Below are 17,221 nucleotides of genomic sequence, written 5' to 3'. Positions count from 1 at the left end.
GTATTAGACCAAGTTTGCCTCACATTAACTTAACAATTAACAAACAGTAAAACGTTACAAATATTTAAACATATGATGTTTGCACTTGTAAACAGTATGTTGTACCAACCAATCATTTATGGCACAACAAATGGAGACTAAAGAGCATACATTTGGTGCGATCAATACTTTTTACCCTGTAATTATAGAAACTTAAATTTATTTTCTCGGAATATATATCAAACAAAAATATTAACTAAAAGCCTATTACCTTTGTTGATACAGCAAACATTTCATACAAAAATCGCCAAAATTTTAACGAATTCCTATTCGATTGAAGAAGTTTTTTTAACAAATTTCATTTACAAAACCACCACAAAACCCGACAATTTCTCTGATAAATGATAATAAATCAATGCTATAGCACCGTAATAACAACAAATATTTAACATGTTGCACATTTAAACATCATATGTTTAAATACTTCATATGAACTGTATTGCTTGTTTTTTATACATATACTAACAAGCTTATTTAAATACGCTGTAAACATTAAGTCGTGGTTTACCAAGTTCTGATTTGTATGGGGGGGGAATTTATTTCCCGCAATAAGACATAAATAATAAATACACGGAGTAAGAAAATGCCTAAATATAGTAAATTGCATAAAGCAATATTGCTGGCTGGTTGTTCTTTTGCAGCCTTCTCAAGCAACCTATATGCTGCGGAAGTTGTAGATGCGCCTAATGAAGAAGCGGTTTCAACTAAAGACATTGAAGTCATCATGGTAAGCGCGCAAAAACGTGAGCAGGCACTAAAAGATGTTCCCGTCTCTATTGAAGTTTTGGATGGTGATTTAGTCGAAAAAATGGGTGTCCAAGACGGTTTCGACCTCGTTAAATACCTACCGGGCTTTGGTATCGATGACAGTACTGAAATTAGAACAACAACATTAAAAACCCGTGGTATTGGTACTTTTACTAACTCTATCGGTTTGCAATCTTCAAACCTTGTGGTTATTGATGGTGAAGTATTACCCCGTCAATCTATGCTAAACCTTGCGGTTGCCGATGTTGAACGTGTTGAAGCGTTACGTGGTCCTCAAGGCACCTTATTTGGTCAAAACACCTCAACCGGTATGCTGCATTATGTGACCAAAAAGCCTAATTTAAATGGCGTTAGCGGTAAAGTTAGAACCGAACTCACCCAAGACAATGGTATAAATGTTAGTGGCGTAGTGAATGTGCCATTCTCTGACAATTGGGCGTTTCGAATGAACGCACAGTGGAGCGAAGTTGACGGTTGGATTGACAATACAATGCCAGGTCATGAAGATTATAAAATAGGTGAAAAAGATCAATCAGGTTTACGTGGTCAACTTCTTTATGATGATGGCGAGCAATTTAATATCTTGTTCCGTGCTGAATATGCAGAAACTGACAGTAACTGTTGTTCAATGACACAGATTGGTCCGGTTAATCCAGATTACGGCCCTAAACCTATCATCAACATTAAAGATGATGGCATCATTGAAGGCACAACTTATAACCGTATAAATTCTTCAAAATCTTTTGATGATACAGGTAAACCTGTTACTGCTCGTAACCCCGAAGCAAACTATGGTTCAACTGAAAACTTAGGTTTCTCTATTGCTGCTGATTATTACCTTAATGATGACTTAACCCTTTCATATAATGGTAGTTACCGAGACTTCGACCTATATAACAGTTCAGGTTTTTTCACTTTAAACTTCCCACTAGAGCGTTCAGCATTTGGCGGTAATGAATCTGTTATCGTGAACCAACAAGAAATTCGTTTAAGCTCATTCGATAATGAAAAGTTTGATTGGATTGTAGGTCTGTTTTATCACAACACTGAAGGTCAACGTTCAGAAAACCGAGATGGTTGTATCGCCGGTAACTTCGGCTTTATCAATGGCGGCGAGTTATCTGGTTGTTACGATCGCCAGTCTACAAGAAACTTCTTAAGCATGTACGAAGGCCAACAGTTTGACGAAAGTATGATGGCCGACCTAAATCCAGGCCGTTTGCTCTCTGGTGGTAACTTCACCACTAACTTCGAAAACTTTGCCATCTTCGGTCAATTTGAATACCAAATTACAGATCAACTAGATGCCACTTTCGGATTCCGTGCTCTGCATGAAGAAGGTGAAGCAACGTTCGAGCGTACTGATTTGTTTGCACCATCAGATGGGATCGGTATGGATACATACGCTGATGTGTTAGCAATGTCTCAAACAGATCCTTCATTGATTAAACGTCAAACTGAAAAAACCAAGTTCTCAGATTCTGATGATGCATTTATTTACAAGGCTGTTGTGGGTTACGACTTTACCAATTCAATTCGTGCTTATGTCAATTACTCAACGGGTTATAAAGGTTCTTCGTATTTTGTTACTACAAATACTAACCCATTAGATGCTGATCAATTCCCAACAAAACCTGAGCAATCAAGTAACTTTGAAGTTGGTTTACGTACTGGCTTTTTTGATAATGACGTACTATTCAACATCACTTACTTTGATATGACAGTTGAAGATTATCAAGTACGCGCAACACGTGTGATTGATGAAGAAGAGAATATCGTTTTCGCAGGCTACGTGAATGCAAAAGAAGCACGCTCAACGGGTTTCGAAGCTGATGCGATAGTTGATATCACAGAAGATTTACGTTGGACCGCAAGTTACGCCATTTTTGATGCGCGTTACGAAGATTTCTCAGATACACCGATTAACTGTCCTGCAGGTGATGGTGGCGAATTAGCAGATCGTTGTAACACTGATCCTGTAACCGGTCGTCAAACATTTGATCAAACAGGCCTTTCTTTCCCGAATAATGCTGAGCAGCAAGTATTTAGTACATTGAAATACTCAACTGAATTCGGTAACACGGGCTGGAATGGTAACGTACAAGCAGCTTGGCGTTATAACGGTGCGCATACACAAACTATTAATGAGCTAGCGCTTGATCAAAATGCTAATCCTTCTTCAAGTATTTGGGATTTATACTTTAACTTTGGGCAAGACAATTTACGTTTCAGCCTATATGTGAAGAACTTATTCGACAAGCCATATACCACACGTCAAAACACCAACCAAGAAGGTTATGGACAAGCCTTCTACCCTCGTGATTGGAACCGTTTCTTTGGCGGCAGCGTGCAATATGCTTTCTAAGCTCGTTTAATCCATGTTGCCTTACTGTCATTGCCCCAACAGTGATAGTAAGGCTTAAAGCAATACAGCACGTAGCTAACAAGTACGTTGCTAACCAGTTCAATAAGGGCGAATGAGATATCCCCTTTCCTGTCTCATTCGCCCTACATTGAATTTGCGATTTTTAGCACAGTGATTGCTAAACATGATGGAAGTATCAAAAACACCTTCGGGTGTTTTTTTATGTCTACAGCATAAGAAGTCGTTACTTCACACGTCATGAGGATTATAATTCTATGTAATTTTTTATCTTGCTTGCTAAGTTATCTGTAATTGTCGGATTGCCAATTATCGAGAACCTTACTAGGAGCACCATGACACAACTCACCTTAGACAAAATTGATTTCGCGATTCTCTCAGCGCTACAACGCCATGGGCGCTTATCCAATCAAGAATTAGCAATCAATGTGGGGTTATCGCCTTCTCCGTGTTCTCGTAGAGTTAAAGCTTTAGAGGATGCTGGTTTTATTGCAGGTTACGCAACACTATTAAATGCAGAACAATTCAACCTAGCCTTAACGGTGTACATTCAAATCCGCTTAGAAAAACACGCCAGTGACATATTAGAGGCATTTGAAGCCGATATTATTAATTATGAAGAAGTTCAAGAATGCAGTTTAATCACCGGCAATGAAGCTGACTATCACCTTAAAGTGTTAGTCAAAGACATGCAGCATTACAAAGTATTCTTACTGGATAAACTCACGACAAACCCAAATATAGCGGGGATCCATTCAAGCTTTGTACTTAAAAAAGTGAAAAGTAGCACAGCCATTCCCATCAGTTAATGTGCGCTATATCAAGTTTGTGCCAATCTGTATAAATATATTAAATTGCGCCAGCAAACCTTCTTGGTTGCTATGGCGAAAACATATTTCAATCAATGTAAAAATATTACATTAATTTTCTGCACAACCTCTATATACAGCAATTAAATATCGCCACAGGTATTAATCTAGCAATATAAAACCATTGCACCACGTCAATAAAACACTATCATGCGCGCTCTTTATATTTTCATCCTCATCAGAGAGTCATCATGAGTGCACAAGCAAACGGACATTTTAGTTCAAGAATCGGTTTTATTATGGCCGCAGCAGGTTCTGCTGTAGGTGTGGGTAATATTTGGGGATTCCCAACACAAGCTGCAACCCACGGTGGAGGCGCATTTTTACTCGTATATGTGTTGCTCATTATCCTACTGGGATACCCAATGCTGATGGCTGAGTTAATGGTGGGTCGTCATGGTCAAACTAACCCTGCAGATGCCATGGCAAAACTGGGCAATTCTGCAATATCAAAGCAGATAGGTAAAACGATCGGTATGATTTCGATTATCACAGCAACACTGATTTGTACCTTTTACAGTATTCTTTCTGGCTGGTTTGTCAGTTTTGCGCTAGCACCCATTGCACAAATGGCAGACCAACCTGATATTGCAAACTGGTTTACCGAGTTTTCAGTTTCAAGGAACTTAGTCTTTTCTTTAGTGTTTATCACGTTAGTTGTTCTAGTGATCCGACAAGGGATCCAAAAAGGTATCGAGCGGTGGTCTAAGCGTTTAATGCCATTGTTGCTGATAATGCTGGTGTTAGGGGCGGTTTATATCTTAACTCAGCCAGGGGCAATGCAAGGTTTAAAGGTATTATTAGTTCCTGACTTTTCAATGATATTTAATGCTGATGTCTTAATTGGTGCCTTAGGACAAACCTTCTTCTCATTAACTGTGGGAACAGGAGCGATGATGGTTTATGGCGCCTATCTAAATAAACAAGAGAACATCGGCCAATTAACTGCTTACGTGACGTTAACTGACACTATGGTAGCTTTTCTTGCTGCGCTAATGATTATTCCAGCAATGTATGTGGCGCAACATAATGGCGTTCAAATATTTGCCGACGATGGCAGCTTACTCAACTCAGATACGCTTGTGTTTAGTGTTCTACCTGCATTATTCGACTCTATTGGTGGCATCAGTCAATATATTATCGCTATCGTGTTTTTTACGTTAATGACCATTGCCGGATTAACTTCTGCTATGTCGATTGTTGAAGTGCCCACCAGCTATATCGTCGAAAAGACATCATTAAACCGCAACAAAGCTACGTTAGTTGTCGGCGTCTTTATCGCCATCATGGCCAGCATCATTGTGTTTAACTTTAGTGCATTATTCGGACTTATCATTACCTTAACAACAGAGCGAGCACAGCCTTTAATTGCTTTAGGTATTGCGATATTCATGGGTTGGGTTTGGCATAGAAATAAGTTAATGGAAGATATTGCGCAGCAGGATTCTGTTAACCCAGATAGCTTTTTTTGGCGCTTATGGCCTGTCTACGTTAAGTATATTTGTCCGCTATTAATAACAGTGATAATTCTACAATTATTTATTGGTTAGCTAGAAGCTTATCTGTAAGCGAAGGGTTCATCTGCAAAGTCGTTATTAAACATTGAGTCTCTAAAGGGATCTTTTTAAAACAATAATCAATCACACAAAGGCCATGACGACATGGCCTTTTTTATCACTGTAAAATATAAGCGATTTACACTTCCCATTTCACATCTACAAATCAGGTTACACACAATACTGTATAAATAAACAGTATTATGATAAATTAAACTATCCCAGTATAGTAATAATGTCATTAGTTTACATAAGGCATTGAATTATCAATAAAAAACAAAAGAGAATCATCTAATGAATGTGATGGGCATCATGCTTAAAGCTAATGAAATGCGAATAGTAACTTTAACGGGCAGCAGAACCTGTCATGAAATGGTTAATGCTAAATTCAATAAGCTCGCTTTGAATAAGCACCCTGAGCAAAAAGATGTGAAAGAACTAGTACAACAAATTATGGACTATTGTAACGCCAACAACATCAATAAAGCGGTGATTAATCGACGCTCTACCACAGGTCAAGGAGCTGGTGGAGCGGGAACTTTTTTATTAGAAGGCGCCATATTAGCTACATTAAATTGTGAAATAGATTTTGTGCATCCAGCAACGTTAAGAGCTACCGATAAGCGTGAAGCAGATCATAAGTCAGCCAAACCTAAAACAGTCGACTTGGGCAAAGCTTATGATCTGGCTTATGAAGCACTAGCCCTCAATTAAGCTATGTAAAAAGCGCTCTGAACGTGGAATGTAGTAATTATCATAGTCAAATGACATTACTACACTGGATGTTTTGGCTATGATTTCATCTCTAGGTACAAAACCAATCACTCGAGAATCAGAACTATGATCACGGTTATCGCCTAGTGCTAGGTAATGACCTTCTGGTACGGTAACCTCAGAAAAATTTGAAAGCCTAGAGCCACTGTTACTGGTACGAACGAAATGGTTAACCGTGCTAGTTTCAGAAAATAATTGCTCAATTTTGTCCTCGGATGAATCAGTTACACTTATTGGTTGATAGGCTAATGTATTTCCATTAATGCTGAGCACATTATCCGTTAATGCAATGACATCCCCTGGGACGCCAATGACACGTTTAACCAGTCTATTATCAGCAGCTGTAGATTCGAAAATAATAATATCGCCGCGCTGAGGATCTGCAATCTTATAAAGCGAAATGTGCGTAAACGGTACTCGTAAATCATAAGCCATTTTATCAGCATATAACCTATCACCTTCGATGATTGTCGGTTTCATTGAACCTGACGGCACTGTATACCAATCTGCAACGGCACTTCTAAAAACACTCATTAAGATAATAAATAACAATATCGATTTATTAGCTTTAATCGCTTTTATAATCCTGTTCGTCATATAAACTCCATTTTATTAAATAACAAATTCACTTGTAGATTAGCGAAATGGAATGCAATACAACAGTGAGTTTAAATGATGTTTAATCTTCAATATGATGTGCTAATTTAATTAAGCAGAAGTGTGGCATTATTATGCCAAATATAGAAATGCATAAAGGGAAGCTAAGTACTTCCCTTTGTATGAGCTTATTTGACCCGCGTGCTGATCCATTTAGCTAATATATTTGCTGACGCGCCATGGGCAATAAGACTGATAAAAACAGTACAAATAACTGTCATCGCAATAAAGTCACCACCCGGCAAATCACGATCAAGCATGATGATAACAAACACAATGGATGCTAAACCGCGGGGTCCAAACCAGCCTAAAAATAATCTTGAGGGGACATTCTCACCTCTTCGCCCCAAAGATATGAAGATAGGTATCATTCTAACAACAGTTAAACTTAGTAGAGCATACAGAAGCATCGTCCAAGTAAACGTTTCAATAGCATTGCCAATGACAATGGCACCAAATAACATCCAAGTCAGTAATGCGAGAATTTCGCCAATACCTTCTGTGGGTAATATCAATTTATGTTTGACGTCTTTCATCAAGTATCCAAACAACAACCCACCAGAAAACGCCGCAATATAACCACTCCCCTCCAATTGTTGAGAAATAGCAAAACAACATAGCGCTAAACTTAAGACAATGTTTTGGCTCCAAGCCTCAGTGATCCAATTTTTCTTATAACTGTATCTGATTAACTTTGATGCGATAAAGCTTGCTGATAACCCCACCGCTAAACCAATGCCTAATTCTTCAGCTAAATAGGTCATTGCTAAATGGGATACCTGCCCTTCTGCAATACTGCCACCAGCAAGCGCAAGAAATACAAATAAAATAGGTACACAAATCCCATCATTTAAGCCACTTTCAATATTGAGACCTTCACGAATTTTTGCAGGCACTACAGGGCTGGAAACCACAGCTTTACCTAAAGCGGCATCGGTTGCAGCTAACATGGTTGCCAACGCAGCGAGTTCAAATAGAGATAAATTAGGAAACAGTAGATAACCAGCAATAAAACCTAACCCAATGGCACCTGGAAGCCCATATAGCAGCATCCGCGTCGGAATATTTATATGCTGTTTTAATATCGATAAATTACTGTTTGAGGCATCACAAAATAACACCACAGCCAAGGTTAAATCGGCAAACACCCGCATAGCTGAATTACCGAGTTCATTGCCCAACCAGCCAAAAGCTGACGGTCCCAGTATGAAACCCACGACAACAAACACCATAGGGCCAGATATCATCGATCGCTCGACTCGGCCTGCAATTAAACTGTAGCTAAAAGCGAAAACAGCTAATATCGCTAATTCTAAATACATGACTCAATCTCCCTATCGAGGCGCTAACGCAATTCATTGCATCATCTAAATTTAATCATTATTAAAAATACCTAGATTACATCACCCAATGATTATGACCTATTTATTATCCTGCACGACAAGTTTTAGTAGGCAAGCCCAAATATCCACCATAAAAAACCTCGAGATATATCGAGGCCAGTTAGTTAATCTACTTAATGCTAGAATCAATTGATATAAATAGCCCTTAAATCAATAGCTAAAGTTATCTTAAACAGTTAAAGAATACAATTTCACATTAACGACTACAGATAGTGTTAGCTTCGTGACAAAAGTCATCATAATAAATTAATCTGATTAGGGTTAATGTCTTTAAATGTCGACGTTTCGCCATTAGTCCAACTGACCTCAACTGAATCAATTTGCTGACATTCGCCCAACCCAAAATGGATTTGTTGATTATAAGATTGCGTGTAAGGCGCACCAGATGCGCCAACTCGCCTAATTTGACTACTGCCACAAGCACTAAGTTTTACCAAAGCCCCTTGTGCAGTTGCTTTATCCTTTGGTGAGTTATTAATTGTTACTACAGTGAAGTTCGCATTCCCCGAAGCGCGATTGACCGCTTGGTTTTTGTAAACATGCCATTGACCGCGCTCATTTGCGTAAACAAGATCATTAAAACCATCTCTGTTGTAATCAACCACATCACTGCCAGAGCCTGCTGCGCCGAGCTCCAGTGATTTAATGCCATGGTGCGCTTGAACTGTAAATGTACCATCACCATTATTAAGCCAAAGTAGCTGTTCTGTTGCCTGAGACAAATCTCCTTGCTTAACCACAAACACATCTTGATACCCTGAATTGTTAAAGTCTGCCACCGCGACACTTGAAGTATGCTCATTCATCGCAAGATTAGCCTTAGCCGTGACATTGACAAATTTTCCATGTCGATTCTCAAGTAACATGTCTTTAGGCGCAGGCAGTTGCTCTGTCGCATCATAATACTCAACACCTTTAACTACCCCAGTAGTTGGCGAGAAGGTATTTCCAGCAATCCGCCAGGTATCATTACCTATGTAACCAACATATAGCCCTTTTTTGGGTAGTTTGTCAGGCCAGCCTAATGCATTACTGCTAACCAACTTGATGTTTTGTCCACTATGACGCTCACCTTCAAATTGGTACTTATAAGCTCCCTCTCCTATAAACACATCTTGATTTGGATAAGGTGACTGGTAGTTTTCTAATTCAAAAGTGTCACCAATGATTAAATCCTCAAAGCGGAACTTGCCACGTTTAGTATAAAAGGCAAAAGTATTTCTGGCTTTATCAAAGAAGGTGTCACCCGCTTCAAATGGTCTTGCTCTAGTAAGATAGAGGTCAAAGTCACCATCATTATCATAATCAATTTCAGCTATACCAGTGACATGTTTTATATCTTGCGCAAACACACCATTAGTCACTTCTGTGTAAGTTAAATCACCATTTCCCTTTAAAGCGATTAGTCGGCCATGACCGTATATAAGTAAGTCATCAATCTTGTCATTGTTAAAGTCAGTAATTAGTATTTTTTGCCCATCCTGATAGGTTTGCGGTAAATCTGTCGCATAACTGAGATTGCCTTTACCGTCATTTTGATAAATAAAGTTTTCAGTTGTACTTTTAGGTTTTGGCCCCTTAGCCCGCGAAGGAAAACCCATTAATATTAAATCTAATTCACCATTGTTATTTGCATCAAAAAACTTACTGGTTCTGCCACGTAAGTTTTGTAATGGCGGGGTAAATTCATTACCTTCAATGATCGTTCGGCCATCAAAATAATACAGCTTGGCATTACGTGCATTGGAGCCTGAACCGCCTCCACGAGAAATTAAAATATCAACTTTTCCGTCTTGATTAAAATCTGCAACACCAATGCCATGCATGTCACCCACAATCAAATCATGACCTTTCGAATATGTGCCTTGATTGTTCCAATAAAGCTTTACTGAATATCCATGATCTGTCAGCAAAAGGTCTGGATAACCATCCTGGTCAAAATCGGCTATCACCGGATTATCCCATTTACGGCGATTAACACTTTCCAGTTTGATATCTTGGTGCTGGTCTGAGAATAATATGCGTTGATTGGTCACTGTGTCTGCTGAACCAGAGTCTTGAGTTGTAGTTTCACAACCTAACAAACTGCCAATAGCTAAACTGACAGCGAGCGCCGTCGATAATTTTCTAAACTGTAACATGAGTGCTTCCTGCATGAAGGGTCATGGTATTAACTCAATTAGATTAATGAGTTAATACCGATGAGCTTTAATAGTGCATAACTAATGATATAAACACAATCAATTAAGATGAGTGAGAGTCAAATCTACTTGCTGGTAGAAAAGGTTTGATCGAAACGCGGCATGCCTTTTAAACGCCAATCAGCGCCTTCATAGGCTTCATGGAACCAAAGCGGTTGTTTATTATCCCAACTCCACTTTTCCATCTCACGCACCATGTCAATCAACATTGTTTTATGCTTTTTACTCAAATCATTGGTTTCATTTAAGTCCACTTCAACATTAAACAACTGCCAAGGCTTGTCACCCTGCTTTACCGCTTTCCATTGATTGCGGCGAACAGATGCATCGCTATAGCCTTTACGGTGACGTAAAACATAAAAGAGCTCATCTTTATGCGGATCTTCTCCGGCACTAAATGCAGGCCAAATATCTTTACCGTCTAACCTTTTTTGACTCGGAATTGTTATGCCAGCTAACGCTGCAAATGTCGGATATAAATCTAACGCTAACACGGGATGTTCGAAGCGCTGACCAGCAGCAACTTGTTTAGGCCAGTGAAACAACATTGGCGATCTAAATCCGCCTTCATATACGCTTCCTTTGCCTTCCTTTAACGGGTAATTACTAGCACCTTTGCTTAGCTTGCCGCCGTTATCACTTAAAAAGACAATCAAGGTGTTATCTAATTGATTAGTCTTTTCTAACGAGTCAACAACGCGCCCAATACCGCGATCTACCGCATAAACCATTCCTGCGTAGGTTTTACGTTTTTCATCGGTAATGTTAGGAAACATATCCATGTCAGATTGTTTCGCCTCTAAAGGAACATGAGGTGCGTTGTAGGCTAAATATAAAAAGAATGGTTTGTCATCGGTCGCTGCATCTTCAACGAAACGACTGGCTTCGCGAGAAAGCGCATCAGTGATGTATTCGTTTTCATCAACTTCTTTACCATTATGTTCCAAAGGCAAAATGTAATGATTGATATTGGTATTGCCCAGTTTTACTTGGTTAGCATATTGCGCTTTAAACTGTTCAGGAAAGTAATTATGCCCACCGCCAGTAAAACCATAAAAATCATCAAAGCCACGCGCATTGGGATGGAACTCAGGCGCTTCACCTAAGTGCCACTTACCGATTGCTCCTGTGTTGTAGCCGTTATTTTGCAGTAGCTTACTGATAAATTGCTCATTGGTTGGAACGCCAACAAATGAACCTTTGGTAGGTAAATTAAACTGAGAACCAATTTTATGTGGGTATCGCCCTGTCATTAACGCCGCTCGGCTGGGACCACAAAATGGATGCGCCACATAAGCTTGTGAGAATGAAGTCCCATTTGCAGCTAACTCGTCTAAGTTTGGTGTTGTAATATCAGTCGAGCCATTAAATCCAACGTCGTTATAGCCAAGATCGTCAGTCAAAATAAGCAGTATATTCGGCTGTTGCTGACTGGTATGCGCAGTTTCTGCAGCGATAGCTGGTACAGCAGTGACCGAGGTTGACACTAGCATGGCTAATGATGATAAAACGCCCAAAACATTAACCTTGACCTTAGCTTCCCTTTTTAAATTCAAGTGCTGATACGGGCTTAATGTTGAACTTGTAGTAAGTAATCTATTCATAGCATCCATTTCTCTAATTACTGCAATTATCATTAATCATGCTTTATAAACTAAGCGAGTATTAATTTAGCGTGTATTAACTTATTACGTATTAAACGCTCGAAGCCTTTACCGTCACTAAAGTAAATTATCACTACTAGAACTAAGTTACTTAATTCATTTAATAAAATATGATCATTTATTTTGCTTAACGCGATACAAACGGCATTATAAATGTCGTTTGCCTGTACAATTTTATGTAGCAAATCTAGCTACTGAGATGTGAAAACTCTCACATTAAAACTCCTGCAAAAACTCATACACATGCTTAAAGTTTTATACCGGCTGCAACCTTATACTTGCCGACTAAACATGTATCGAATTAGCCTTATGCATATACCCCTGATTCGAATAGCCCCTGATTCGAATAGCACCTGAGTCAAATAGCACCTGAGTCAAATAGCACTTTATTCAAATAGCGCCTGATTCAAAAAGAATGTGCTCTACCATGTCACGCTGCTGCGCAGTATTTAATTGATCGGTTCTTTGGTAATGCAATTCTTCTAATGCACTGAGTAATTGCGGATCGGTTAATTGTCTTTTTCCTATGACATCTAAAGCCATATCAATGACTGCATCTGAGGGATCTGATAGCGCATCCGTTAATAACATCACTTCATCGTCCCTTGAAACCACACCAATCACTCCAATGGCTGCAGCACGAACATTGTCATAAGGGGAATAATAAAATTGCTGATACGCTTGATTGAATTGCTGCTTTTTCTCTTCAGCCATGTAACTGACTTGGCTAGTCAGCTTTATGCTGTCAGTTAATATATTAGGATCTGTTATATTGACTAAATTCTGTCTTAATTGTTGTCGCTGTTCTGGCAATAACTTATGTGAATAATTTTGTTGGTATAGTTGATTCGCAATAACATCATTTGGATTTTCAATTAAAAACTCAAATATCCCCTCTTCTAAACCTTCATCCTCAACAGACGTTATCGACAACATGGCTGTTATCGCCATTTGTTTAATCGCTGAATCTTGCAGTGAATTAATATCACTCATCAACTGGTAAAATTCAGTATTAGAAGATAAATCCCATTGTTGATCATACAATGATGAAATCAGCTGGCATTGCTCAAATGTCATTGCCTCACTGGATACAGCATCTAGATTATCGATAATCATTGGCTGCGGTTTGTTATTTGTTACCCTAATCAAGTTTGAGTCATCAGTAAACTGAGCTGGGTTCTCTTGGTTTGGGTTTGGGTTTGAGTTTTGTAATTGGCCTTGGTTTTGGTCACGTTCTTGATATTCACTTGCATATCTAGATGAAACGCTATTAGTTAAATCATTAAAGAAGAACCCAAACAGAAAACCAATAAACATCATGCATACTGAAAATAACAAGGCTGCTGCGATTTGTTTATTAGTTCTAATATTAAACACTAAATTTGCCTGATGATTTAACACTGCATTCCCCTTTTCATGACCCACTCAACAATATGACTATTAATGTTTATAGTGTTTGAGCGGCGAATCACTCACTGCTCAAACACTTTTATTAACGTAATGACCAAGCTAAGGCTTAATCTAAACTTATTTGTTAATCCACACTGTCGCGGCTTTGCCATTTAGTTTGACGGCATCTTCACGGTAAAAGACTTTCGTTGCACGTTCGTAATTGCCCGTTTTTGTAATATTGGCATTTGAAATATCAATACCAAAACGCCCTTTTACAGCTGTGCCAACATTATTTTTGTTAAGCGCAGAAGCCAACAATACTGGTGCAATTGGTTTGGTGTGCCAGCGACGACCAGAAGGATCGTTCGGGAAATCAGCAATCTTAGTTCTGCCCGCGCTTTCACTTGGTTCGACAAAATATTGTGACGACGCACCAATATCAGCTAACGGCGTGTTTTTAGTTTTAGTCAGAGATATGCGGCCAGTAAACTTAGTGCGCTCAAAATAACCACGGCTAAAGGTGCTAGAGTCACTTGAGTTGCTCATTATGGTAAATGCACTGTTTACACCACGGATATTGGTGCCGGTGATATCAGAACAAATCTTTTGATGCGGTTTTAGAAACAAAGCAGCCATACCTTCAGTGTTTTCAATATCAATCATTTTGATATCTGCAATATTACCGACGCGGGGACCTGCTTGGTTTAAGTAATCTGATGGTCTGCCACTACCAGGCTCTAAACGAATGGTTAACCCCCCTTCAGCATCTAAGTTCTTTAGACGCATCTGCTTACCGCTGAATAGTTGGATCAATGCGTAACCTGCTGCCACCTTTGTAGCAGAGATATTTTCGACAACACCCTTTTGAGGAATGCGACCATAAGTCGCATTGTTAGCCACTGTTCTAGCGTCACTATCAGCAACCATAAATAGTGATGGGAAAATAGAATAGTTATCCTTGATATCAAAATTTGATAACGCAAAGTTCTTCACATAACCCACACGTACCGGAATTGCATTTAAAAAAATGGCATTTTTATTGACGTCAATTTTAAAACGAGCATTACCGGTTGAGGTAATCTCCACATTTTGCATTAAAGGCGCACGAGGACCTTGACCATTACGGTTGAGGTTAAATAAAACTTTATCAGCCATTTTAATGGTTTTACCTGACTGAATTTCTAATCGAACATTTGCTTTTAAATCAACTTGCGCCAATTTCAAATCATTACCCATCACTTTTACCACGCCGCCATTTGGCTTATTAGTAGCGCGATCGATAGCGGCTTGAAGTGCTCGCGTTTGCACTGCTGCACTACCCGATAATGTGACGGTTTCAGTTGCTCCGGTCACTTTGTTAGTAAAATAACGGCCTTGATTACCAATACTTGCAGCTGCTGTTGGCGCGACATAAGTCATTGATGCCATTGAAAGCGTTAGCATACTTCCGAGTAAACATGTCTGGGCAGTTTTCCCGATGCTGGTGTTAAAAACGCTGTTCATAATTTCTCCTAATTCACATTATTTTTACTGCTTTGCCAACATTGGAGCCGCAAAAACCCCGCTCTTGGCTATACAGCCAAAAGTGGTTTCCAATCTAAAACAGGGATTGTTGGCGCTTGTGTTATTGACACATTCAGTTGTTAACAAAAGCTTTAGTTAACATATGCTTTAGTTAACATGAGCTTTCATTAATACTGATGCTGTAATCACAGCGCCGATATGTCATCACAACAATTTTTGTTTAGTTCATGGTTGTTGTGACAAGTTACTGTTACCTATTTTTACCATTACGCCTTGAGTAATATTCGCAAGGTAAATATAAGTCTACAAAAGGCCTTTCATATGTTGACGAAACTTAACGATAGAAGGATCTTCTAAGCGCACCAGTTCGTCATGCATATATTTAACCATCTGTTTTAGTTGTTTTTTGTACTTGGGATCTTTGATTGAATTGGTCATTTCGTAAGGATCATTGTTCAAGTCATATAACTCATCACGACTATCACCTGGGTTCCATACAAATTTCAATTCTGGGGTACGGATAGCTCTTATTCCAAACCAGCCACCGTTGTACCATTCGTAGGCATATAGCGCGATATCATCTTTACCTTTATCAGCCACATCACCTTGTTCCATCAGTGGTACCAATGAACGGCCATCCACATCACCATCGTCAGCAAGCGTCATCCAATCTGCTAATGTGGGAGCAATGTCCAACATAGAAACTTGACGTTGGATAATCTTCGGTTCAACACTTGGGTCACGAATAATTAATGGCATTCTCATTAATTCATCGTAAGCATATGGCCCTTTATCATAAAGGTTATGTTCCCCTAGCATACTGCCCTGATCGCCAATGATAATGATGCGTAAATCATCATACATCCCGACTTCTTTAGCCGTTGCAATCAGTTCACCGACAGCATGATCGATCATGGCGATCGCTCCATAATAAAAGGTCCGAGACTTACGCCAATCTTCATCTGTCATATGGCTTACATCGTGCCAAGGCCACCAAATATCATCTTGAGCCATCGGCTTATGAATACGTTCAATCCCATGATTCTTAGGTAGCTCAACAGTTTTCGGATCAAACATACTCGCGTATGGCTCAGGAACGCGATAAGGCGGATGCGGTTGCTCAAAACTTACGATACCAAAGAAAGGCTCGTCTTTTTTAGCGGCTGCGCGCAACATTTTCTGACCTTCACGAACCTCTTTACCCGCTTTAGTGTCTTCAAAAGTGCCTGGCATAGTACGGTAATATTCGTGCTTTTCACCATTAGCATCACGCTCACCACGATTAAATTTTTCGATATTGGCCTGTGTTTCATAAGGTGTCCATTGACGGCCATGACGCTCTACGTCTTTATCGTGACCATATATAAACTCAGCTCCTCGTAATGCTGGGCCTTGAGCGCCAATATGCCACTTACCGACGTAGCCAACCTTGTAACCCACATCAACGGCGCGGCGAATAACGCCTCCTTCTTCTGGGTTTAATTCATCAACCCGTGAATGATATAAGCCGACATTGTCATCTAAGCCTGTTTTATGACCCCAGCGTCCAGTAAACATTGCAGCTCGAGATGGAGAACATAAACCGGTACTGGTCATTGCATTATCAAATCGAACACCTTCATGAGCTAGCGCATCAATGTTAGGCGTATTAACTGGGCCATCACGGTAAGAAAAAGTATCGAAACGCATGTCATCAAACATCAAGATCAATACATTAGGCTGAACTTGTTGTGCTGATTTTAAATTGGTGTCGTTTGCTTCATTAGCATGCACAACTTGACTTACTAATGTGCTTATTCCAACGCAGGTTAATGTCAGCAATGTTTTCAGATTATTTTTTATCATTATTTTGTCTCTTGTTTGGTCTTTCTCTACTCATTTAAAACAATTACTTAAAACCATGTTTTACAACAGTCACTTACAAAACCCCTTAGAACAATGATGCTAGATTGTGCTCTTCTTTATGAGTAAGTGATTATGACTAAGTGATT

The 17,221-nt window shown here is 39.3% G+C and carries 11 protein-coding genes; 4 read left to right on the top strand and 7 right to left on the bottom strand.

The window, feature by feature from the left end:
- The first annotated feature begins 622 nt into the window (after positions 1-622).
- From BCU84_RS06115 to BCU84_RS06100, 4 genes are all read left to right on the top strand, one after another.
- On the top strand, positions 623-3,172 hold the full coding sequence (locus tag BCU84_RS06115; protein ID WP_102527206.1) for a TonB-dependent receptor: 2,550 nt from the start codon (positions 623-625) through the stop codon (positions 3,170-3,172).
- A gap of 353 nt (positions 3,173-3,525) precedes the next feature.
- A complete protein-coding gene (locus tag BCU84_RS06110) occupies positions 3,526-3,999 on the top strand; it encodes an Lrp/AsnC family transcriptional regulator (RefSeq protein ID WP_102527205.1) in 474 nt (157 codons plus the stop codon).
- Positions 4,000-4,250: 251 nt separating this feature from the next.
- Entirely contained in the window at positions 4,251-5,609 is a 1,359-nt protein-coding gene (locus BCU84_RS06105; protein WP_102527204.1) for a sodium-dependent transporter, read from the top strand.
- Between the two features lie 300 nt (positions 5,610-5,909).
- A complete protein-coding gene (locus BCU84_RS06100; RefSeq protein ID WP_102435608.1) occupies positions 5,910-6,329 on the top strand; it encodes a DUF3010 family protein in 420 nt (139 codons plus the stop codon).
- Here the strand turns inward: BCU84_RS06100 and lepB are convergent.
- The 7 genes from lepB to BCU84_RS06065 form a co-directional block, all read right to left on the bottom strand.
- Entirely contained in the window at positions 6,315-6,986 is a 672-nt protein-coding gene (gene lepB, locus BCU84_RS06095) for a signal peptidase I (RefSeq protein ID WP_102527203.1), read from the bottom strand. The genes BCU84_RS06100 and lepB overlap by 15 nt on opposite strands.
- Before the next feature lie 188 nt (positions 6,987-7,174).
- Positions 7,175-8,368, bottom strand: coding sequence for a cation:proton antiporter (locus BCU84_RS06090; RefSeq protein WP_102435612.1), 1,194 nt, complete (start codon positions 8,366-8,368; stop codon positions 7,175-7,177).
- Between the two features lie 317 nt (positions 8,369-8,685).
- Entirely contained in the window at positions 8,686-10,590 is a 1,905-nt protein-coding gene (locus tag BCU84_RS06085; RefSeq protein ID WP_102527202.1) for a CRTAC1 family protein, read from the bottom strand.
- Between the two features lie 125 nt (positions 10,591-10,715).
- Positions 10,716-12,167, bottom strand: coding sequence for a sulfatase-like hydrolase/transferase (locus BCU84_RS06080; protein ID WP_241906367.1), 1,452 nt, complete (start codon positions 12,165-12,167; stop codon positions 10,716-10,718).
- Between the two features lie 537 nt (positions 12,168-12,704).
- Positions 12,705-13,715 (bottom strand): HEAT repeat domain-containing protein, encoded by a 1,011-nt coding sequence (locus BCU84_RS06075; protein WP_102527201.1) that lies wholly within the window; start codon positions 13,713-13,715, stop codon positions 12,705-12,707.
- A gap of 126 nt (positions 13,716-13,841) precedes the next feature.
- Complete coding sequence (locus tag BCU84_RS06070) at positions 13,842-15,209, bottom strand: hypothetical protein (protein WP_102527200.1); 1,368 nt, start codon at positions 15,207-15,209, stop codon at positions 13,842-13,844.
- A 324-nt stretch (positions 15,210-15,533) separates the two neighbouring features.
- Positions 15,534-17,075, bottom strand: coding sequence for a sulfatase-like hydrolase/transferase (locus BCU84_RS06065; RefSeq protein WP_102527199.1), 1,542 nt, complete (start codon positions 17,073-17,075; stop codon positions 15,534-15,536).
- Between the last annotated feature and the right edge of the window lie 146 nt (positions 17,076-17,221).

Origin of the sequence: Shewanella sp. 10N.286.51.B7, assembly GCF_002873615.1 — a bacterium.
GTDB lineage: Bacteria > Pseudomonadota > Gammaproteobacteria > Enterobacterales > Shewanellaceae > Shewanella > Shewanella electrodiphila.
The sequence above is the reverse complement of the archived record's forward strand: the minus strand, read 5'-3'. Positions and strand labels throughout refer to the sequence as shown.